This is a genomic window from Ruegeria sp. HKCCSP351, assembly GCF_017872535.1.
Taxonomy (GTDB): Bacteria; Pseudomonadota; Alphaproteobacteria; order Rhodobacterales; family Rhodobacteraceae; genus Ruegeria.
The window spans coordinates 50,083-71,506 of record NZ_JAEDOV010000005.1 but is presented as its reverse complement, the minus strand read 5'-3'; the positions used below and the strand labels follow the sequence as shown (position 1 = coordinate 71,506).

General features: G+C 58.7%; 21 protein-coding genes. 10 read left to right on the top strand and 11 right to left on the bottom strand.

Features of this window, described 5'->3' with window-relative positions:
* The first annotated feature begins 18 nt into the window (after positions 1 to 18).
* The 4 genes from I9182_RS11735 (at position 19) to I9182_RS11720 (ending at position 3,938) form a co-directional block, all read left to right on the top strand.
* Entirely contained in the window at positions 19 to 477 is a 459-nt protein-coding gene (locus tag I9182_RS11735; RefSeq protein ID WP_209505002.1) for a hypothetical protein, read from the top strand.
* A 110-nt stretch (positions 478 to 587) separates the two neighbouring features.
* Complete coding sequence (locus I9182_RS11730; RefSeq protein WP_209505268.1) at positions 588 to 1,205, top strand: ribonuclease HII; 618 nt, start codon at positions 588 to 590, stop codon at positions 1,203 to 1,205.
* Positions 1,206 to 1,312: 107 nt separating this feature from the next.
* Entirely contained in the window at positions 1,313 to 2,416 is a 1,104-nt protein-coding gene (locus tag I9182_RS11725; protein WP_209505001.1) for a site-specific DNA-methyltransferase, read from the top strand.
* A gap of 139 nt (positions 2,417 to 2,555) precedes the next feature.
* Positions 2,556 to 3,938: an adenylate/guanylate cyclase domain-containing protein gene (locus I9182_RS11720; RefSeq protein ID WP_209598365.1), complete on the top strand. Its 1,383-nt coding sequence runs from the start codon at positions 2,556 to 2,558 to the stop codon at positions 3,936 to 3,938.
* A 65-nt stretch (positions 3,939 to 4,003) separates the two neighbouring features.
* Here I9182_RS11720 and I9182_RS11715 read toward each other — a convergent pair whose 3' ends face one another.
* Positions 4,004 to 5,140, bottom strand: coding sequence for an alkane 1-monooxygenase (locus tag I9182_RS11715; protein WP_209598364.1), 1,137 nt, complete (start codon positions 5,138 to 5,140; stop codon positions 4,004 to 4,006).
* Positions 5,141 to 5,201: 61 nt separating this feature from the next.
* On the bottom strand, positions 5,202 to 6,257 hold the full coding sequence (mutY, locus tag I9182_RS11710; protein WP_209598363.1) for an A/G-specific adenine glycosylase: 1,056 nt from the start codon (positions 6,255 to 6,257) through the stop codon (positions 5,202 to 5,204).
* Positions 6,258 to 6,338: 81 nt separating this feature from the next.
* Between mutY and I9182_RS11705 the strand changes: the two genes are divergently transcribed.
* Entirely contained in the window at positions 6,339 to 6,845 is a 507-nt protein-coding gene (locus I9182_RS11705; protein WP_209504997.1) for a DciA family protein, read from the top strand.
* A 13-nt stretch (positions 6,846 to 6,858) separates the two neighbouring features.
* Entirely contained in the window at positions 6,859 to 7,521 is a 663-nt protein-coding gene (locus I9182_RS11700) for a DsbA family protein (RefSeq protein WP_209504996.1), read from the top strand.
* A 36-nt stretch (positions 7,522 to 7,557) separates the two neighbouring features.
* Here I9182_RS11700 and lpxK read toward each other — a convergent pair whose 3' ends face one another.
* The 5 genes from lpxK to I9182_RS11675 all read right to left on the bottom strand — a co-directional run bounded on the left by lpxK (position 7,558) and on the right by I9182_RS11675 (position 13,597).
* Complete coding sequence (lpxK, locus tag I9182_RS11695) at positions 7,558 to 8,559, bottom strand: tetraacyldisaccharide 4'-kinase (protein WP_209598362.1); 1,002 nt, start codon at positions 8,557 to 8,559, stop codon at positions 7,558 to 7,560.
* The gene (locus tag I9182_RS11690) at positions 8,546 to 9,784 is read right to left on the bottom strand and encodes a glycosyltransferase N-terminal domain-containing protein (RefSeq protein ID WP_209598361.1); all 1,239 of its coding nucleotides are present in this window, start codon (positions 9,782 to 9,784) and stop codon (positions 8,546 to 8,548) included. Before I9182_RS11690 ends, lpxK begins: the two co-directional genes overlap by 14 nt.
* Positions 9,781 to 10,581 carry a 3'(2'),5'-bisphosphate nucleotidase CysQ gene (locus I9182_RS11685; protein ID WP_209598360.1) on the bottom strand — a complete coding sequence of 267 codons (801 nt, stop codon included), beginning with the start codon at positions 10,579 to 10,581 and terminating at the stop codon, positions 9,781 to 9,783. The genes I9182_RS11690 and I9182_RS11685 overlap by 4 nt, the downstream gene beginning before the upstream one ends.
* Positions 10,568 to 11,914, bottom strand: coding sequence for a TldD/PmbA family protein (locus I9182_RS11680; protein WP_209598359.1), 1,347 nt, complete (start codon positions 11,912 to 11,914; stop codon positions 10,568 to 10,570). The genes I9182_RS11685 and I9182_RS11680 overlap by 14 nt, the downstream gene beginning before the upstream one ends.
* A gap of 168 nt (positions 11,915 to 12,082) precedes the next feature.
* Positions 12,083 to 13,597: a DUF2125 domain-containing protein gene (locus I9182_RS11675; protein ID WP_209598358.1), complete on the bottom strand. Its 1,515-nt coding sequence runs from the start codon at positions 13,595 to 13,597 to the stop codon at positions 12,083 to 12,085.
* 140 nt (positions 13,598 to 13,737) lie between these two features.
* On the opposite strand from I9182_RS11675, the gene I9182_RS11670 reads away from it, so the two are divergent.
* From I9182_RS11670 to I9182_RS11660, 3 genes are read left to right on the top strand one after another with little or no spacing between them, the layout of a single operon-like run.
* The gene (locus I9182_RS11670; RefSeq protein WP_209598357.1) at positions 13,738 to 14,481 is read left to right on the top strand and encodes an SDR family oxidoreductase; all 744 of its coding nucleotides are present in this window, start codon (positions 13,738 to 13,740) and stop codon (positions 14,479 to 14,481) included.
* A complete protein-coding gene (locus I9182_RS11665) occupies positions 14,478 to 15,086 on the top strand; it encodes an enoyl-CoA hydratase/isomerase family protein (RefSeq protein ID WP_209598356.1) in 609 nt (202 codons plus the stop codon). Before I9182_RS11670 ends, I9182_RS11665 begins: the two co-directional genes overlap by 4 nt.
* Positions 15,083 to 15,820 (top strand): VOC family protein, encoded by a 738-nt coding sequence (locus tag I9182_RS11660; RefSeq protein ID WP_209598355.1) that lies wholly within the window; start codon positions 15,083 to 15,085, stop codon positions 15,818 to 15,820. The genes I9182_RS11665 and I9182_RS11660 overlap by 4 nt, the downstream gene beginning before the upstream one ends.
* On the opposite strand, the gene I9182_RS11655 is transcribed toward I9182_RS11660, so the two are convergent.
* The gene (locus tag I9182_RS11655) at positions 15,821 to 16,117 is read right to left on the bottom strand and encodes an HNH endonuclease (protein ID WP_209598354.1); all 297 of its coding nucleotides are present in this window, start codon (positions 16,115 to 16,117) and stop codon (positions 15,821 to 15,823) included.
* 48 nt (positions 16,118 to 16,165) lie between these two features.
* Here I9182_RS11655 and I9182_RS11650 point away from each other — a divergent pair, with 48 nt between their 5' ends.
* Positions 16,166 to 17,350: a TIGR03862 family flavoprotein gene (locus I9182_RS11650; protein WP_209598353.1), complete on the top strand. Its 1,185-nt coding sequence runs from the start codon at positions 16,166 to 16,168 to the stop codon at positions 17,348 to 17,350.
* A gap of 1 nt (position 17,351) precedes the next feature.
* On the opposite strand, the gene holA is transcribed toward I9182_RS11650, so the two are convergent.
* The 3 genes from holA to leuS are packed head-to-tail and all read right to left on the bottom strand — an operon-like array spanning position 17,352 to position 21,392.
* Entirely contained in the window at positions 17,352 to 18,380 is a 1,029-nt protein-coding gene (gene holA / locus I9182_RS11645; protein ID WP_209598352.1) for a DNA polymerase III subunit delta, read from the bottom strand.
* Positions 18,377 to 18,868 (bottom strand): LPS assembly lipoprotein LptE, encoded by a 492-nt coding sequence (gene lptE / locus I9182_RS11640; protein WP_209598351.1) that lies wholly within the window; start codon positions 18,866 to 18,868, stop codon positions 18,377 to 18,379. The genes holA and lptE overlap by 4 nt, the downstream gene beginning before the upstream one ends.
* Complete coding sequence (leuS, locus tag I9182_RS11635) at positions 18,855 to 21,392, bottom strand: leucine--tRNA ligase (protein ID WP_209598350.1); 2,538 nt, start codon at positions 21,390 to 21,392, stop codon at positions 18,855 to 18,857. Before leuS ends, lptE begins: the two co-directional genes overlap by 14 nt.
* Positions 21,393 to 21,424 lie beyond the last annotated feature (32 nt).

Here is a 21,424-nt window from a genome sequence, read left to right as displayed (position 1 = left end):
TCCGAAAGGACAGGCATCATGCATAAGAAATTCATCGCTTTAATCATTGCGGCCGCAGTTGCGATTACCGGTGTGTCAGCTTCTCAGGCGAAGGCGGCCGACGCAAAGGACATTCTTGGGGGGCTGGCGGCCATTGCGATCATCGGTGCCGGCGTTCATTACTATAACAAGGAAAAGAAAAAGGATCGGGCGACGCGTCAACAGACCTATACCCATACACCATATGTGGCGCAGCCGGTGCGCCCGTTACCGCCGCATGTGGCGCGTTACGATCTGCCCCAGCGCTGCCTGCGCACCTATGATGGGTATTCGCAGGATCATCCGCTGCTTGGGCCGAAATGCCTCGAGAAACATTACAAACATGCCAATAGCCTGCCGCAAGAGTGCAAGGTCGGTTTCTGGAATGGCAAAAAGGTCAGGCAGGCCTATGAACCTGCATGCCTGCGCCAGAAGGGATACCGCGTCGTTTATCAGTAGTTCGGGTTGAGCAGGAACGGTGCCAAAGAAGTGCCGTGAGAGAGAGGGTGGTGTGGGCCGCCCTCTCTTTTCTTCTTGCGGTGCTGCGCGAAACGCGGTTTTCCAAGGGCATGACAATGCCAAACTTCGAACTTGAGCAGGCGCTGCTGGACATGGGCCATATCCGTATCGCCGGTGTGGATGAGGTCGGGCGCGGCCCTTTGGCCGGGCCGGTTGTAGCCGCCGCCGTGATTCTGAACCCGAAGCACTTTCCTGACGGGTTGAATGACTCGAAAAAGCTGACCGCAAAACGCCGGGCCGCGTTGGACGCTGAGATTCGGGACACTGCTGAATTCGCGGTGGCCGAAGCCTCTGTCGCCGAAATTGATGAGATCAATATTCTGAGGGCGTCGCACTTGGCGATGATGCGCGCGGTGGAGGTGTTGACCCCGGCACCTGATTTCCTGCTGATCGATGGCAACCTGATTCCACAGGGTCTGAGAATCCAATCACAGGCCGTTGTGAAGGGCGATGCACGATCGGTGTCGATCGCGGCTGCTTCAATCCTGGCGAAAAACTGGCGCGATCAGGTGATGGTGGATTTAGCGCAACAGCATCCGGGTTATGGGTGGGAAACCAACGCGGGCTATCCGTCAAAACAACACAAGGAAGCGCTGCGAAATCTTGGCGTGACCCCACACCATAGGCGTTCGTTCAAACCGGTGCACAATATCTTGTATCAAGAGTAAATCGTAAGTCGCTGATTCAAAAAAGAATTTGACGGCGAATCGACTTTGACTCATCCTTGTCTCAACCAAATGAGCGCAAAAGCGCCGTGGACACTTGAGGCAGTGATATGACAACAACCACCAAAAAGGGCGCAAAAGCGCTCCCTTTAAACACGATTCTATCCGGGGACTGCATCGATGTGATGAACAGTCTGCCCGAGGCGTCAGTGGATCTGATTTTTGCGGACCCGCCGTATAACTTGCAATTGAAAGGTCAGTTGCATCGCCCGGATAATTCGCAGGTCGATGCGGTGGATGATCACTGGGATCAGTTCGCAAGTTTTGGTGCGTATGACCAGTTTACGCGCGAATGGCTGAAGGCGGCGCATCGTCTGCTGAAACCCAATGGTGCAATCTGGGTGATCGGGTCTTATCACAATATTTTCCGCGTGGGGTCAGCGCTGCAGGACGCCGGATACTGGATCCTGAACGACGTCGTGTGGCGTAAGTCGAACCCGATGCCGAATTTCCGCGGCAAGCGGTTCACCAATGCGCATGAAACGATGATCTGGGCGTCCAAGCGCGAAGGCGCGAAATACACCTTCAACTATGAGGCGCTGAAGGCTCTGAACGAAGGTGTGCAGATGCGCAGCGACTGGGTGCTGCCGATCTGCACCGGGCATGAGCGCCTGAAGGACGAAAACGGTGACAAGGCGCATCCGACGCAAAAACCGGAATCGCTTTTGCACCGCGTGCTGGTCGGCTCGACCAACCCCGGCGATGTGGTGTTGGACCCGTTCTTTGGCACCGGCACCACCGGGGCCGTCGCCAAGATGTTGGGGCGCGAATTCATTGGTATCGAGCGAGAGGAAAGCTATCGCAAGGTGGCTGAGAAACGCATCGCCAAGGTCCGCAAATTCGACCGCGAAGCTCTGGAAGTCAGCGCAAGCAAACGTGCCGAGCCACGTGTGCCATTCGGTCAGCTGGTTGAACGCGGGATGTTGCGCCCGGGTGAAGAGCTTTATTCCATGAACCAGCGCCACAAGGCGAAGGTGCGTGCAGATGGAACGCTGGTGGGCGACAATGTCAAAGGGTCGATTCATCAGGTTGGCGCGCATCTGGAAAATGCCCCGTCCTGCAACGGCTGGACATACTGGTGCTTCAAACGGGACGGCAAGACCGTGCCGATTGACATCTTGCGGCAACAGATCCGCGCAGAGATGCACAACTGAATTCACGAACACCGCCGGTGCCTGTGGCCTGACACATGGCACTATGCCTTGCCCCGCCGATCAACCGGCGGGGTCTTTTGTTTTGCCTTCAACAGTGATTGCATAAGGCTGCCAAGCCTCCGCAAGAAAGACCACGGCCATGACCGAGACGACCGCACAGCCCCGCCGAAGCCTGTTTTTCACCCAGCCCGATGCGTTTGATCTGGACAACAAATATACCGAGGCTGCGTTGGAACGGCACAAGCGCGAGGGTCTGGAACTGGCTGTGCGTGCGCGATGGGTGGCGATGGCGCTGACTGCGGTGCTGCTCATTTTTCTGAACCCGCAATGGGAGGTGCTTTGGTATCATTTCATTCTGCTGCTGATCTGCGCCAACGGGTGGTTGATCCGCCGTGCAGGTCGTGTCGGGCAATCGCGGGGCGAGTTGTTTTTGATTTTCGTCGACCTGCTGATCATGACGCTCGGGATGATCGTACCCAATCCCTTCAGCGATGATGTCAGGCCATTGGCCATGCAATACCGGTTCGACAACTTTCAGTACTTCTTCATCATTCTGGCCGCGGGCACATTGGCTTATTCCTGGCGGACCGTGATCGCCATCGGGTCCTGGACGGCGATGATGTGGTCGATCGGGTGGATCGTTGCCTGGTGGGTCGCAACGCCTATTCCCGGGATCAGCGAAAAAGTTGCAGCCGCCTTGCAAGGCTACCCGGATGTTGCCGAGCTTCTGGATCCGAACAGTTTCATGGCGCCTCAGCGCATCCAGCAGGTGATCGTGTTCATGATGGTGGCCGTGACTTTGGGCCTTTCGATGCAGCGGCTGAACCGGCTATTGATGAGCAATGCAGGGCTGGAACGGGAACGGGCCAACCTGTCACGCTATTTTTCGCCCAACGTGGTAGAGGAGCTGAGCCAGAATGACGAGCCGCTGAAACAGGTCCGAAAAGAGAATGTGGCCGTTCTGTTCATCGACATCGTCGGGTTTACGAAATACGCCGCCGGGCGCGATCCTTATGACGTGATCGAAGTGCTGCGGGGCTTTCACGCCCGCATGGAAACCGAGGTTTTTCGCCACCACGGAACCCTGGACAAGTATCTGGGGGATGGCCTGATGGCAACCTTTGGCACCCCGGTGCCTACGCCGCTGGACGCAAGCAACGCGCTGGGATGTGCACGCGCGATGGTCAGCGTGATTGATCGATGGAATCTGGACCGCCGCCGGGCGGGAGAGCCTGAAATCCGCGTCGGGATCGGGGTGCACTATGGCTCGGTCGTGCTGGGCGACATTGGCGCGAACCGGCTTGAATTTGCTGTCATCGGGAATGCCGTCAACGTCGCGGCCAAGCTTGAGGCGCTGACGCGTGATTTGCAGGCGCGTATCGTGGTCAGCGATGCCGTGCGCGCGCGGATCGCAGAGGAGAACCAGTCTGCGTCTGTCGCCATGACTGGCTTTACAGAGCTTACCGATCAATCCGTGCGCGGTGTAGATACACCGATGGATATCTGGGTGATGAAAGGCTGAAGACGGTATGTCCTACCGTAACAGCACCCAAAGCGCCGAGCCTGATGCGCCGGGCGGCGCATTGGTTACGCATCAGGTACCGGGTTCAGGGCCTTGTTATAGGCGTGCCAATCGGTGATCTCGGGGTAGTACTGGCGCCGCCATTCCCGGACCCGTGGGTTCATGACCCGCCGCCACAGCGGTGGGATCATCGCAGCCACAGTCATGACAGGATAGCCATAGGGCAGTTGCGGTGCCGTTTCGGGCGTGTGGTGTTGAAGCAGCGGAAACCGGCGGTTTGGCTTGTAGTGGTGATCCGAATGGCGTTGCAGATTGATCAACAACCAGTTTGAAGCTTTCTGCGAGGCATTCCAGGAATGTCTGGGCAGGACGTGCTCATACCGCCCGTCCCCCAGATGCTTCCGGGTCAGGCCGTAATGTTCCACGTAGTTGACCAGTTCCAGCTGCCAGATCGCGACCCCGGCCTGCAACAGAAACAGGGCCAGACCTGACCATCCTCCGACCAGCGCCGCCAGTGCCAGCATCCCCCCTTGCAACGCCCAGTACCGCCAGAACGGGTTGGAGCGGTCGGTCCAGGGGAGGTCCTTGGGGGCCAGTTTTCCGCGTTCGGCGTTGAAGGCCGAGATCAAACTTTGCCGCAACACCCTAGGGTAAAAGCGGTGAAACCCTTCGTTGTATCGCGCCGTCACCGGATCGCGCGGCGTTCCCACATAACGGTGATGGACCAGCAGATGCTCGGATCGGAAATGAGAATAAAGTACCATGGCAAGAAGGATATCGCCCAGCCAGCGTTCCCAATGGCTTTTCTGATGCATCAGCTCGTGGCTGTAATTGATACCGACCGTACCCGAGATAACACCCATGCCAAAGAATAGGCCGATTTTCTCAGGCGTCGAAAGCTGGCTGCCGTGGCTCGCGTACCAGATCAGGCCAAACAGGGTAAGGAACTGAAGGGGTGCCCAAAGCTTGGTCAGCAGGATGTACCGTTGCAGATCGCCGTCCGGCGTCTCGGGGTCCGCATTTTCCACGTTGAGTCCGGTGATCCGGTCCAGCGCGGCAAAGACCCACCAGGTCGAGATCGGGATCAGCAAAACCCACCATCCACCCGCGAAAGCAGTGAACCAGATCAGCGGGATCAACAGCAGGGACACCCAGAAGGGTGATGCTGATTGCCAGCGTGCCAACGAGACTGTTGCGGTCATCTCTGTTGCTCCTACTAGATGGAGACAGCCTAGCCGCGAGGCCAGGGAATGCACAGCGGTCTTATTGTCCTTTCCACAGATCATAGGCTTTGCGCATCACCGTGGGCAGATCGCTGGGTTTGAAATTGTGCTTTCCCACTGTAATCAGATGATCAGGAACATCCTGACCGGTGGTTTCTGCGGCCCATATTCTTAAAATCAGATGAAAATGCGTAAAGGTGTGGCGCACCTCGCCCGGCACCATTTTCCAATCTGCCGCAAGCGGGGGGTGCTCGACCGGATCGTCAGCCCACTCCGATCCGGGCCAGCCCAGCATCCCGCCCAGCAAACCTTTGTCCGGTCGGCGCTCCAGCAGCATGGCCCCATCTGACATGCGCGCGATGTAAACGTGACCGTGACGGGTCGGTTTGGGCTTCTTCGGTGTTTTTCGGGGAAGATCAGCCTGTGTTCCTGCAATCCGCGCTTTGCATGGTTCGCGCAGCGGGCAAATGCCACATGCCGGAGATTTTGGTGTACAAATCGTGGCCCCCAGATCCATGACCGCCTGTGCGTAATCACCGGGCCGATTAGAAGGTGTCAGCACTGAGGCTTTTTCCTTCAGCAGGGGTTTCGAGCCGGGCAGCGGCGCGTGGATGTCGTAAAATCGGGCCATGACGCGTTCGACATTGCCGTCCAGAACCGTTTCAGGCTGATCGAAGGCGATGGCCGAGATCGCCGCAGCTGTATAAGGGCCGATGCCGGGTAACTTCAGCAGCCCATCATAAGTATCGGGGAACTGACCATTGTGATCCCGCGTCACAACGCGGGCGCACTTCAAGAGGTTGCGCGCACGCGCGTAATAACCAAGGCCGGCCCATTCCCCCATGACCTGCTCATCCGGCGCGGCGGCCAGCGCCTGAACCGTCGGCCAACGTGTCACGAAGCGCAGAAAGAAATCCCGCACCGCTGCTACAGTCGTCTGTTGCAACATCACTTCGGATAACCAGACCCGATAGGGGTCGGGGCGCACCCCGGCGGCGCGCTCTGCCGGTCCTGTGCGCCATGGCATGGCGCGAGCGTTGCGGTCATACCACTCCAGAAGTGCAGCGCTGACAGTGAAATCAAAGGAATCACGCAAGTTTTATTCGCCTCCCTGTCAGGTTTCGCTGGCACCCGGTGTTCTGCCTATTACAATAGCGGCGCAGGAGTTGGAAACCAGATGCAACGCAGACGTTCGTCAACCCGCGGGTTCAAGCGCACCGCGTCTTTGCTGAATGACCAGATCAGGCGCGCCGGGGAAAGCCGGGGCTTTGCTGTGTCACGTCTGTTGACCCATTGGGCCGAGATCGTGGGTCAGGATACCGCCGCTATCGCACGCCCAGTCAGTGTCGGCTATGGCAAAGGTGGTTTCGGCGCGACCCTGACCGTTCTGACCACAGGCCCGCAGGCCCCGATGCTGGAAATGCAGAAGGAACAGCTGCGTGGTAAAGTGAACGCGGTTTACGGTTACAATGCGATTAGCCGTGTCCGCATTACTCAAACCGCTCCAACCGGTTTTGCCGAAGGGCAGGCCAGTTTTGACCATAGACCGAAGCAAGCAAAACCCGAGATTGCACCTGAAATTGCAGCCGAGGCAGACAAAGTGTCACGCAGTGTAAATGATGAAGATTTGCGCGCGGCCCTTGAACGTCTTGGGCGCAACGTTTTATCCAAACAGAAACGCTGAGAAAGGGCTGAGAATGAGCCGTATTGCAACCGTAATCTGTGCAGCCGTCGCCGTGGCCGCTGGCGGCTATTGGGTGTCGCTGTCAAACTCTAACACAAGTTTCCCGCTGGTCAGTGCCGCCGAGGCGCAAGAGGCGGACCTGGATACATCCACCATCATTGACATGGTTCAGGGGGCCGAGGACGCGCCTGTCGAAATCATCGAATACGCGTCCTACACCTGCCCGCATTGCGCGAATTTTCACATGAGTGCATATAAACAGCTCAAGAAGGATTTCATTGATACCGGTAAGGTCAAGTTCACCTATCGTGAGGTCTATTTTGATCGCTACGGTCTGTGGGCGTCAATGGTGGCGCGCTGCGCCGGTCCCGAGAAATTCTTTGGCATCACCGATCTGATCTATGAAGGTCAGGCAGAATGGACGCGCGCAGGTGGCCCGACCGAGATCGTCGATGAACTGCGCAAGATCGGTCGTCTGGCAGGTATCGATGGCGACCAGCTTGAGGCCTGTTTGCAGGATGGCACCAAAGCACGGACATTGGCCGCGTGGTATCAAGAAAACGCTGAACGCGATGGAATTCAGGCAACCCCGTCCTTCATCGTGAACGGCAAGAAAGTTGACAATCAGTCCTACGCGGACTTCAAAAAGCTGATCGAAGCAGAGCTCGGCAGCTGACCCGACCCCGGCTGGCCTCGCCGGGGCCAGCCTGGTTTACTTTGGTGAAGGGGCGGCTTTCAAAAGCATGTCCCTGACCCTGTCGGCGTCTGAAATCTGAAGCCGAACCGGCAAAGTGATCACTTTGCTTCGGAAAGCGGGCGGCAGGCGAACGGCATCTTTTTCGGTGGTGACCATCTGAGCGCCAAGTGAACGCGCATCATTTTCCAGTCGGGTCATCAGGGCCTGTGTCAACGGCTGGTGATCGTCCAACGCCTCGGCGCGTACCAGATCTACACCCAGCCGCCGCAGGGTTTGGAAGAACTTTTCGGGATAGCCGATGCCTGCAAACGCCAACGCACGTGTTTCTGACCAATCCATACCGGTTTGCAGAGGTTCGACCGCCCCGGTGACGTGGGGAACGGTCAACCGGCGTTTCCAGGTGTCGGCAAATACCTTTTGCGCCGCCTCTTCCCCCAGGGATAGTACAAGATCGGCCCGTTTCAGGCCGATATCGACGGGCTCTCGCAACGGACCGGCTGGCAGGCATAAGCCGTTTCCAAATCCGCGCTGGGCGTCCACAACGATAATCGAGAAATCCTTGGCGACCGAAGGGTTCTGAAAGCCATCATCCAAAACGATCACCGTTGCCCCCGCTGCGGCCGCTGCACGCGCGCCCGCCGCCCGATCCTTGGCGACCCAGACCTCGGCAAACATCGCCAGCAACAGCGGCTCGTCCCCCACCTCGGCGGCGGTGTGCCTGCCCGGATCGACCTGCACCGGGCCTTCCAGTGACCCGCCATGGCCTCGTGTCACGACATGCGGCTTGTGCCAGGCATTAACCAGCTGTTCGAGAGTCCAGATCACGGTGGGCGTTTTCCCGGTTCCGCCTGCATTGAGATTGCCGATGCAGATCACGGGCACACCGGGATTTTCCCCTGATTTCGAGGCAATCCTGCGGGCTGTCGCCGCGGCATATAGGCGGCCCAGCGGGGCCAGCAGCCGCGCCCTCAGATCCGGCTGGTCCGGAGGAGTGTTCCAGAAATCAGGTGCCCGCATGATCTGCGCTCCGCTGGTCCAGAATATCCTGCACCATTTCGATGAGGGTGTCTGCCTGCGGCGCACCTTCGGTGATTATCTGCCATCCAGCCAAAGCCATGTCAGCGGCGCGGTCTGGTGCCAGAAGCTGTACGACTGCATCGCCCAACTCGGTTGCTGACTTGACCTCCTTGGCTGCGCCTGCTTGTTGAAGGTGGACGTAAAGCTCGTGATAGCGATGCACGAATGGTCCAGAAATTATGGCAGACCCCAGCGCGATTGCGTCGGACGGGTCCTGACCGCCTGCGCCGCGTTCCATTGAACTGGCCATGAACGTCACTGCCGACACGCGGTGCCACAACCCCAGATTTTCGGGGTCTGCAGTCAGAACGACCTGCGTGCTGTCTTCGATCAAGTCACCATCGTCCCAGTTGACACAGCGTAAATCCATCGTCTCCAGCCGCCGTCTTAGGGGAGCAGCCTCGTGAACGTCGGCGACGTGAAGTACCAAAACCAACCGGTGCAAAAGGCGCAATGCCTGACGATGTGCTGTCAGAACCGAAATGAACTCTTTGTCCTGCACCCAGGCAGCCAGCCAAACGGGTCGCCCTGCAAGCGTATGGTTGGTTTCGATCAGTTCGTCTTCTGGCCAAGGTCTGGGGTTTGGGCTGATGCGCAAAGGCGGCGAATCTTCGACTGTTGAAAACGGGACGCCAAGTCTCCGGATGTGTCGGGCGGTTTCAGAATTTGCAGTCAGTATCTTGCGAAAACAACTAAAGGTCACTCTGGTTATGTCTGGCAGCCAGCGCGCGTTCCGGGACAGTGCAACGGTAAACTGGGCGTCAAATAACACCAAGGGTACGGCCTGTTCATCGGCTCGGGTTATGATGTTGGGCATCAGATCACCGCCGACCCAAATCCCGATACTTGGGCGCCAGTATTCGATAAAGTCACGCGCGGCCCCGCTTTGCTCCTGAGGCAGGTTGATCAGGGGAAAATTGCATTCCGGCCAGGCAGACAGATCCGCGTCCGGCGGGGCGGTCAGTAGAAAGTGCAGCTCGGATCGGGACTGAAGCAACCGGCGGCAAAAATCACTTACCGCCCGCAGGCGGTCAGGCGTGGCGACGTGCATCCACACGATTTCGCCTTCGGGGCGTGGCAGGTCGGTTTTTACACCAACACCGTTCCGCATTCTCCAGGACAGCACCCGATAAGCGGCAAGGCTTAATGAGCGCGGTTTGCTCATGCGCCGATTCCCGGCCCGATCGGGTCCAGCTGAGCTGCCAGTTGCGCGTGGATCGCAGTGCTGGCGGCGACGACGCCATTCAGCCTGGGGTGGGCATTGTTGAATTTCAGCGGTTGACCCAAACGGTCTGAACAGACGCCGCCCGCCTCTCGGATGATCAGATCGCCAGCGGCAATATCCCATTCCCAGCTGGGGCGAAGGGTCAGCATGGCATCGAACCGCCCCTGCGCGACCAGCGCCATGCGATAGGCAAGCGAGGGTCGATATGCGCGGTGGAAGGCTGGAACATTCTGATTGCGCCAGTGCTGTGCATCCAGATTTGGTTTGGCGGCCAGAACCTGAGATTGCAGTAGCTCAGGCGTTTTCGACGTCGTGATCTTTTCCCCATTGAGAGTGGCGCCCTGACCTTGCGCCGCAGCATAAAGCAAGTCGCGCATCGGCAGGTAGATTACAGCGGCAGTCACAATGCCATCCACCGCAACAGCCAGCGAATGCGCCCAGGTGCGCGCGCCTTCTGTAAAGCTGCGGGTGCCGTCAATCGGATCGACGATAAAGGCGTAGCTGCGGTTCAGCCGCTCGGGCGAATCCTCGGATTCCTCGCTGAGCCAGCCATAGCCCGGCCGCGCAGCGCACAGTTTTTCTTCCAGCATCGCGTTGACGGCCAGATCGGCCTCGGTCACCGGACCGGCGCCATCAGGTTTGTCCCAACGCTGTGCTTGCGTCCCGGAATAGCGTGTAGCGATCTTGCCGGCCTCCAGTGCCGCCTCAATCAGAAGGGGCAGATCAGTTGCCGGCAAGTGTCATTCCTTCGATCAACAGCGACGGAACCACGCGCGACAAATATGGGCGCGCATCATTGGCGGGAATGATCCGCCGCAGCATATCACGCAAATTTCCTGCGATGGTGCATTCGTTGACAGGATGCGTGATCACACCGTTTTCGACCCAAAAACCTGATGCACCACGGGAATAGTCGCCCGTATTGGGGTTGATCGTCGATCCGATCATGGACGTGACCAGCAAACCGGTGCCCATATCGCGCAACAGATCTTCGCGACTGCGGGTCCCTTGCGTCAGACTCAGGTTCCAGTTGCTGGGCGAGGGTGGGCCGGACACGCCGCGCGCAGCGTTGCCTGTGGAGACCATGCCCAGCTTGCGGCCACTCGACAGATCCAGCGTCCACCCCGTCAGGACACCGTTTTCCACGATCACCCGGCGCTGCGTTGGCAGACCTTCGGCATCAAATGGGCGCGAGCCAGAGATACGCGGTCGGTGCGGATCTTCGATCAATGACAGATGCGCGGGCAGCACCTCTTGCCCCATGCAATCCTTCAGCCAGGACGCGCCCCGCGCAATCGCGGCCCCATTGCTGGCGGCCAGCAAATGCCCGATCAGCGAAGACGAGATACGTTCATCAAACAACACCGGGAAACTGCCGGTCGCCGGTTTGCGCGCGCCAACCTGTTGCACAGCGCGTTCCCCTGCGGTGCGTCCAATCTCAGCCGCGTCGCGCAGGTCGGATTGAAACGTCCGGCTGTCACCGTCATAGTCGCGCTCCATCCCGGTGCCTTCACCCGAGATCGCAACGCATGAGATGGATCGGCTGCTGCGCTCATACCCACCGGAAAACCCGTTTGTAGCCGCCAGATGCACCCGGTGCGTTCCGTAGCTTGCAGCCGCATCCGACACCTGCGTGACGCCTTTTACCGTCAGTGCTGCGGCCTCGGCGGCCAGCGCATCCTGCATCAGGCTTTCTGCCGACGGGGGCGGGGCGGTGTCCAGCAATTCCAGTGACCGAATATCCCAGTCACTGGCCAGTTGGCCTTTGTCGGCCAGCCCGGAATAGGGGTCCTCGGGCGCCTCTTTTGCCATGGCCACAGCGCGTTCGGCCATCGCCGCAAGGGTTTCCGGGCGGCTGTCAGAGCTGGACACAATGGCTGAGCGTTTACCCAGAAACACACGCAAACCCAGATCAGCGCCTTCCGAGCGTTCCGCGTGTTCCAGCGCGCCACCTCGCACATCGACCGAGACCGAGGACCCTTCGAGAACGATGGCATCTGCCGCTTCTGCGCCTGCCCGGCGAGCAACATCGAGCAATTGTTGGCTGATTTCTTCTGGTGAGCGGGTCATGAGGTCTCCGGGTTGATTGCCAAGGACCTAGCCTTGCACCGCCCGCCCCGCAAGACCTGTGACCGGATTGTGCTGTGTGGATCGTGATAAATCCATGCCGTTACCGGATCTGGCACAAGGTGCACAGGAATGGAAAGGGCCGCGCTGCGCGGCCCTTTCAGGTGGGTATTACTTGATACGCTGGCCATTCGCCAAAATCTGGCCGTCTTCGGTGAATTCGATGGTCGAGTTCAGGGTGTCAGGCTCATCGCCGGGGACAGCCATCAGACCCATCATCATCCGCGCGCCCAGCGCATCGTCGTCCGAAATGAGGCCCATGCCGATCAGCGTATCGATCAGCTGATTGGCGCCAACAAGTTTCAGGTTCGCCACGCCGCTTGGGCTGGGCATTCCGCCAAACTCTTCTGTGTTAGAATTGTCGAAGGCAAAATCGCCATCGCCGGTCAGTTTAGCGCCAACCAACGAAACCAGAAGCTGGCTGATTTTCAGCGAGTGCAGCTCACCCGGAGCTTCGTCCGACTCGACGTCGATTTCCGGATCGAAGATATTCATCAGAACTTTTGCCGTGCCGGTCGTGTCCAGCGCAATTGTCGCCGGATCGCGGGGCAGCGCGCCTGCCGGGTCAAAAATGCCCCACAGGACATCAGACATGGTGAAATCAGTCATGTTGAGGCCAAAGGCGAAGGGCTGAATTTCGTCCGATTGCTGGATCGGGAATTCGAAATTCAACCCTGCACTGGCCATGGACAACTCGATCGGGAATGGCAGGTCTGCCGTTGTCACCGCCAGTTTGGTGCTGTTCTGCGCGATGTCATAGGCGATGCGCTCGGCGTCGATGCTGGCGGCAAAGCGCCCACCTTCCGAGGTGCTGTTCATCGAGAACGCCTGGCCTTCGCTGGTCCCGCTCAGATCGGTGCTGCCGGATGCATAGGTAAAGATGCCATCAAAGGCAAAACCCGCTTGATAAAACGCCTGCGGATCAGACATGTCAAAATCCAGCGGGATCACGTTTTCGCCTTCAAAGGCCAGCTGGCCCAGCTGACCATTGATCAGCCCGCTTTCACCACTTTCCGGATCCTGAAAGTTCAGGTCATAGGTCAGTGTTTCGCTGTTGAATGACTGGGTGATGTTTCGGTGTTCCCCGATTTGCATCCGCGACCGACCGGCCAGATCACCTGCTTCGACCGCGATGCTGAATACCTCGTTCGGCAGCGGTTCTCCATCAACTTCGATCGTGTCCAGTGCAATGCCCAGTTTGTCAGCGGTGTAGTCATAGGTCATGTCTCCGGGTGTGCCCGAAACGACCATGTTCAGCTGGCTGTGCGAATAAATCACTTTGGCTGCAAACTCTTCATCATCGGCTTTCCCCGTGACGTCCATGGGAAAGCTTTCGGGCAATCCGATTGTAACGGTTCCGTCACCATTTTCGGTCAGCGTCATTTCCGGCATGACCATCTGGAACTGCCCGTCTTCTTCCGGAAAGGTCAAAGAAAGTGTCATGTTCGAAATTGTGGTGACGTCACCGGCAATGCTTTCGTCTCCTGTAACGGTGTAGCCCATTGATGTGAAATAGCTCTGCCAGTCGGACCAAACATCATTTGCAGTAAGGTCGGCGAACGCGCCCTGGGTCGCAACGGCATAAGCCAGAACAGCACCGCAGCTGCGGCGGAGGAAAACGGACATAAGGTAACCCTTCTTGATCAATTTGCGGCGCATGGTCGGGGTTGTGGCACCTATCGTCAAGGGGGCAAGGGCTGGACCATTTCCCCGTTTCCGCGTTACGGCTGTGGCCGGGATCAACAACAATACGTGAGGAGAGGCAAATGCAGGGGAAAACAGTTCTGATAACTGGGGCCAGCCGTGGCATCGGGGCCGAAGCGGGGCGCGTTTTTGCCGCAGCCGGCGCCAATGTCGCATTGGTGGCCCGCAACCGCGATCAGATTGATGCCTTGGCCGCTGAACTGGGTGATCAGGCCATCGCGCTGGCCTGCGATGTCAGCGATTTCGTGCAGGTCGAGCAGGCTGTGGCCACATGTGTGGATCGGTTCGGCAGGTTGGATGTTCTGGTTGGCAATGCCGGTGTGATCGATCCGATCTTTCATCTTTCCAACGCCGACCCTGAGGCCTGGAGCAAAGCCATCGACATCAACCTCAAAGGTGTTTTCTATGGGATGCGTGCGGCATTGCCTGTGATGCGGGCCGCCGGGGGTGGAAGCATTCTGACCGTTTCGTCCGGCGCGGCGTCCAACCCGGTTGAGGCGTGGAGCCATTATTGCGCGTCAAAGGCCGGGGCAAAAATGTTGACGGAATGCCTGCATCTGGAAGAAGCCCAACACGGTATTCGCGCCATGGGGCTGTCGCCGGGGACGGTTGCCACGGATATGCAGCGGTCCATCAAGGCAAGCGGCATCAATCCGGTCAGTCAACTGGACTGGGACGCGCATATTCCCGCAGACTGGCCAGCACGTGCCCTGTTGTGGATGTGTTCCAAGGACGCGGATGAGTATTTGGGAACTGAAATCTCGCTGCGCCTGGAAGACATCCGAAAAAGGGTCGGGTTGATATGATTGACCTGACGAAAGAGGATGGCCTGTGGGTTGTTACGATCAACAATCCCGAAAAGGCAAACGCCCTGACCGGAGCGATGCTGGGTGAACTGGTCGGGATTGCCGAGGCTGCAACCAGCGCGCGGGCGCTGATCCTGACGGGCGCGGGCAAAGTGTTCAGCGCGGGGGCCGATCTGGACGAGGCGCGCGCCGGTCTGGCCACCTCTGACGTCTGGGAAAGACTGTCCGGTGCCATCGCCGCATTGCCCTGTCTTACCATTGCTGCGCTGAACGGAACTTTGGCTGGTGGGGCCAATGGCATGGCTTTGGCCTGTGACCTTCGCATTGCGGTGCCAACAGCCAAGTTCTTCTATCCGGTGATGAAGCTGGGGTTTCTGCCGCAACCTTCCGATCCGAAACGGCTGGTGGCTTTGGTGGGCCCGGCCAGAACCAAGCTGATCCTGATGGCGGGTCAGAAGATTACCGCGCAAGAGGCTTATGACTTCGGTCTGGTTGATCGGATTGTCGAACCCGATCACCTGATGCAAACCGCGCATGAGCTTGTGACAGATAGCGTGAACGCTGACCCCGTTATCGCCGCGGACATCGCAAGGATGTGTTCATGAGGATTTCGGCCATTCGGTTGCGGGTCGCTGATCCGGAAAGACTGGCCGTATTCTATCGCGACGTTCTGGGTATGCGGGTTGATCGGCAGGGGTCAGGTTGCCGCGTCGGCTACAACTCGGAAGATGCGGACCTTCTGCTGTTGCCGGGTGGTGGCGGATACACCCATGACCGAGGCCAAAGATATTGGAAAATCGGAATAACCGTCCCTGATGTCGATCTTGCGGCAGCGCACCTGCGCGCGCTGGGTACTGCGGTAAGCACGCCGAGCCAGTTTCTGGATATCGGGTATATGTGCCATCTGGCTGATCCCGAAGGGTTTGTCATCGAATTGCTGCAACATGATTTCGAAGGTAACAAACCGGCGCAGGTTGCAGATCCGGATGCTCCGTTTGCGCAGGCCCGGATCGGTCAGATAACCCTTCGAACCGGTGATATTGCGGGTGAGGACGCGTTTTGGCGCGCGCAAGGCATGTCCTTGCTGTCGATGCAGGAGGTGGCCCCCCATGGCTTTGATCTGCATTTCTATGCCTTTGCCGACGAAACCCCTCCAAACCCCGATTTGTGGGCCATCGAGAATCGCGAATGGTTGTGGAAGCGACCGTATACGACATTGGAATTCCAGCATCTTGTGGGCGCAGAGTTTGCGCCTGTACCGGATTACCGGGGAATAGAAGTCGAAGGGTTGGCCGCACCTTTGAAAGACGCCTTTGGCGATCCGGTCCTGCCGGGCTGATCACCTGTTGCGTCGCTTGCCCGGAACTTTCGACCGAAACCCGGGGGGCCGTTTACGCACCCAGATCAGGAATTTCTCAAGCCTGGGATGCGCGCGCAAGGCTGCGACCGTGTTGTAACTGCGCGCAAGTTCGGCCTCGGTCAGAGTGGCATGCACTTCTTTGTGGCAAATCTGGTGCAGAAGGACGGTAGGTCCGCCCTTGCCTCCTTTGAGTTTTGGGATCAGATGATGCAGGCTGCCACCCCCGCTGGGGATTGGGCGGTCGCAGAGCGGGCAGATCGGATCGTTGTTCGTCATAATGGTTTGAAACTTGCGCCGATGGATGGCGAAGGCAAGAGGGTGCGAATGGTGCAGGCAGTGGTGATCGGAGCAGGCCCCGCAGGGTTGATGGCGGCCGAGCAACTGGCCGAGGCTGGGCATTCCGTACTGGTTGCCGAAGCCAAACCTTCGGTTGCGCGCAAATTTCTGATGGCAGGTAAATCGGGGCTGAACCTGACAAAGGACGAACCGCCTGAGACACTGATGCGGTCTTATGACAATGCGGTGGACTGGTTGCGCCCGATGATCACCGCCTTTGATGCGCAAGCCGTGCAGCACTGGGCGCGTGGATTGGGCCAGACATTATTCACGGGCTCTACCGGGCGGGTTTTTCCCGAGGCCATGAAGGCGTCGCCCTTGTTGCGCGCATGGCTTGCGCGACTGGACGCAGCAGGGGTTGAGATCAAAACCCGTTGGCGATGGAAAGGTTGGGAAGCTGATGCGCTGGTATTCGCCACCCCGGACGGGCCACAAAACCTAACCGCCGCTGTAACCGTGCTGGCACTGGGCGGGGCAAGCTGGGCCCGCCTTGGATCGGATGGTCATTGGGCGCAAATCCTGTCCGGCAGGGGCGTGGATCTGGCACCGTTTGAACCTGCGAATTCAGCCCTGTCTGTGGACTGGAGCCCTCATATGCAGCCACATTTCGGGGCAGCGCTGAAATCGGTTCGGTGGATGGCCGGTGGCCTGGAAAGCCGCGGCGAGGCTGCGATCTCGGCAACCGGGCTGGAGGGAGGAGGGCTTTACACTCTCACCCCTGCCTTGCGCAAAGGGCAGCCACTTTATGTCGATCTGGTGCCTGATCTGGACCAGCAGTCCTTGCAGGCGCGATGGTCTTCCAAAAAGTCGAAAACCACGTTTTCGCAATGGTTGAGAAAGTCGTTGAATCTGTCACCGCAGAAGATTGCCGTGTTTCACGAGATGGCAAAACGCAGTCACTTGCCGCTGCCGGGCGACGTGGCGGTCCTCAAGAAACTGCCAATCCTGCACGCGGGGCTGCGACCGATGGATGAGGCTATTTCGACGGCAGGCGGCGTGAAACGATCCGCGTTGGATGACGGTCTGATGCTGAGGTCCATGCCGGGCGTGTTCTGCGCGGGTGAGATGATGGACTGGGAAGCGCCAACCGGGGGGTATCTTTTGACTGCCTGTCTTGCCACGGGTCGCTGGGCCGGTCGGGCTGCTGCCGATTGGCTGGATCAGGACAGATAACTCAGCGCGACCGCGCAAGCATCGCCAGACGAATCATAGCACGCTCAACCAGAGCCATTGAGGGGGCTGTTTGTCCGGCGGATCGCAGGGACAGGTCGGTGTCTGTCAGAACGGTCAGCGCTGTTTGCAACTTGGGCGCCCCCCAGCCCTGTGCCTGACGCAGAATACGGTCACGGCGTTTGCCGTAAACCGGCGGGCGCAACTTACCGATACCCTGCGCCGCACCACCCGGATCCGAGGCGCAGGCATAAAGTGTGCGGAAATGCCGGGTCGCCCCAATGCACAGAGTTACCCCGTTGGTGCCTTGTGCCTGCAATCGCCGGATCAGCGGCCCGATCTCTCCGGCGCGGCCTTCGGCAACCACGTTCAGCACGTCGTCAAGCGCCGCCTCGGTCGAACGCGGGGCGCAGGCTTCGAGGTCTTCCATTGTCAGCTCAGAGTTGTCACCACGCTTGTAAAGCGACAGTTTTTCAACGGTTTGGGTGAAGTCACCGGGGCTGAGACTGTTGGCCAGTTCGCTGATGGCAGACATGACATCGCGGGGGGTGTTTTTCAGATGTGCTTCGGCCAGAACCCGTTCGACCTCTGCGCGCGATGGCGGGTCGTCATAAATACCTATCGCATAGGCCGCGGGATGCCCCTCGAACGCTTTGCGGATTTTCGAGTTTGGTTTCAGCTGACCAGCCGTCACGATGATCTGAGCGTCGCCGGGGGTCCAATCTTCAAGCGCGGCCAGAATCGCAGGCGAGGCGGTTTCGGTGGCGTCTTCCACAAACACCGCGCGCGGGCCGGGGAAAAACCCAACCGCCTTGACCGCGTCCAGCAGCGACGCCGGATCGCCGCGCAAGTCACCACCCGGCAGGCGGGTCAGGCGCATTTCCTCTTCCGCGCCGGGACCAAGCAGTGCGGCCAGAACCTGTTGCCGCTTAAGCGCCACCCGCATGGCATCCGCACCATAGATCAGCAGCCCCGTCTTGTCCGCATCCGGCTTGGCGAAGTACCCGTCGGCCTCGCGCGGGCTCAACTTCATTCGGACAAGCCCGGCGTTGAAAACAGGCGGTTCACGATATGCCCGGACAGGATCACCATCAGGCGTTCTTTCGCATCGCGTTCGTCAGCCAGCGTCGACACGGTGGAACCCGAAGCAGAATAGCCCACAAAATCGGTTACGGTGCCGGACGCCGCGACTTGCCCGGTTTCGTTGGATTTCAAAGCGTATTGCGCCCGTCCATCAATCGTGTACCGCGTTGTCTCGTTCGTCGTGGTTATGGCCGCGCCGCGGATTTCGGTCGAGACCTGAACATCCAGAGTGTAATCGCTGACAGCGCCCGCGCTGCGGCCCAGTTGCTGTTCAAGGTTCTGAACCAGAAGATAGCTTTCGACGGTATTTGGCGCGGACACCGCCACCCGACCAAACAAGGCAGAACCCGACCCGCCCGGAGCATAAACCGGTTGAAAGCCGCAGGCAGCCAGCGCCAGCGGCATCACAAGCAATGTTCTGCGATCAAACAACGACATTCACGATCCGGCCCGGAACAACGATAACTTTCTTCGGCGCGTTGCCATCCAGCGCCTTTTGGACAGCTTCGGTGCTGAGCGCGATATTTTCAACCTCGGCTTTGTCCATATCTTTCGGAACGCTGATTTCCGCGCGACGCTTGCCGTTGATCTGGATGGGCAGGGTGATAGTGTCATCAACCAGCATCGCCTCATCCGCGACGGGCCACGGGGCGACGGCCACAAGGCCCTCACCGCCCTGATGCGCCCAGATATCTTCCGCCAGATGTGGCGTCATTGGTGACATCAACTGGGCCAGTGTTTTGATCGCTTGTTTCTGAGCCGCCGCACCGGCCTTGGATTTTGCCAGCGTGTTAGTGAAAGCATAAAGCTTGGCGATGGCGGCGTTGAAGCCAAAGCTTTCAACACCCAATGTCACGTCACGGATGGTTTTATGCATCTCGCGCAACAGGTCCTCATCGCCTTCGCCCGCTGCATTGGCCTCCATGGCACCGATCCTGTCACACAGGTTCCAAACGCGATTCAAATGCTTATAGGCGGCTTCAGCCCCTGCCGCCGTCCATTCCACGTCCCGCTCGGGTGGCGAATCGGACAGCACGAACCAACGGGCCGTATCGGCCCCAAAGGCTGAAATGATGCTAACTGGATCGACCACGTTTTTCTTGGACTTCGACATCTTGGCCGAAGGGATAATTTCGACCTCAGTACCATCGGCCAGTTTGCCGTCGGTCACATCCTCGGGCAGGTGATAAACCGGCCGGCCGTTGGCGTCGCGCGTCTGGTAAATCTCATGCGTCACCATGCCTTGCGTGAACAGCGCATCGAACGGCTCGATAGCCTTTTTGGGCAAGTGGCCGGTAAGGTTCATCGCCCGCGCAAAGAACCGGGAATAAAGCAGGTGCAGAATCGCGTGTTCAATGCCGCCGATATACTGGTCGACATTCATCCAATACTCGGCCTCAGCCAGATCGGTGGGTGTTTTCGCACGCGGAGCGGTAAAGCGCGCGAAATACCACGACGAATCGACGAACGTGTCCATTGTGTCGGTCTCGCGCTTGGCCGGAGCACCGCAGGAGGGGCAGGAACAATCGCGCCAGGTCGGGTGGCGGTCCAGCGGGTTGCCGGGTTTGTCGAATGTCACATCGTCGGGCAGGCGGACCGGCAGGTTTTCTTTCTTCTCGGGCACCACACCGCAGCTTTCGCAATGCACGACGGGAATCGGACACCCCCAATAGCGCTGGCGGCTGAGTCCCCAGTCCCGCAAACGGTATTTGGTGACACCCTCGCCCCAACCGGCTTTTTCAGCAAAATCGACGGTGGCGTTGATGGCTTCCTCGCCTGTCGCCTCGGTCAAACCTGCAAAATGATTCACCCAGCGAACCTTCTCGGTTTTCGGCGGGACGAATGCAATTTTGTCGACCGGCGTGCCGTCATCCAGTGCAAAGAATGTGTCGACCACAGGCAGACCGTATTTGCGGCAAAAGTCGAGATCGCGCTGGTCATGCGCAGGGCAGGCAAAGATTGCGCCAGTGCCGTAATCCATCAGGATGAAATTGGCGATCCAGACCGGAAGTTCCCAGCTCGGGTCCAGCGGATGCTTGACCTTGATGCCTGTGTCAAAACCCAGCTTTTCTGCGGTTTCTATGGCTTCTTCCGTGGTGCCGCCTTTGCGGCATTCGGCCACGAATTCAGCCACTTCGGGGTTTTCGGCTTCAAGCTGTTTTGCGATCGGGTGATCGGGCGAGATGCCAACGAAAGATGCGCCCAGCAGCGTATCAGGGCGGGTTGTATAGACGGTGATCGGATCGCCGCCGTCAGTGCGTTCAAAGCCGAATTGCAGACCACGGGATTTGCCGATCCAGTTCTCCTGCATCAGGCGCACTTTGGCGGGCCAGTTGTCCAGAGTATCCAGCGCGTCGAGCAACTCTTCGGAATAATCCGAAATCTTGAAGAACCACTGGGTCAGCTCGCGCCGCTCTACCAGTGCGCCCGAACGCCAGCCACGACCATTTTCAACCTGCTCGTTGGCCAGAACGGTCATGTCGACCGGGTCCCAGTTCACCACAGCGTTTTTGCGATAAACCAGCCCGGCATCCAGCATATCGAGGAACAACGCCTGTTGTTGGCCGTAATACTCGGGGTCGCAGGTCGCGAACTCACGTGACCAGTCGATTGACAGGCCAAGTGGTTTCATCTGATCGCGCATGTCGGCGATGTTGCTGTAGGTCCAGTCCTTCGGATGACCCCCGATAGCCATCGCGGCATTTTCCGCAGGCATCCCGAATGCATCCCAGCCCATCGGGTGCAGCACGTTATGGCCCGTTGCCAGCTTGTGCCGCGCGATGACGTCACCCATCGTATAGTTGCGCACATGCCCCATATGGATTCTGCCAGACGGGTAAGGAAACATCTCAAGCACATAGTATTTTGGCTTGTCCGCCTTGTGGTTGGCGGTGAAGATCCCGGCCTTGTCCCAGGCCTCCTGCCATTTTGCTTCGATTTCGGTGGCCGAGTAGCGCGACATTGTGCGGTCCTTCGTGAATGAAAACGCCGGGT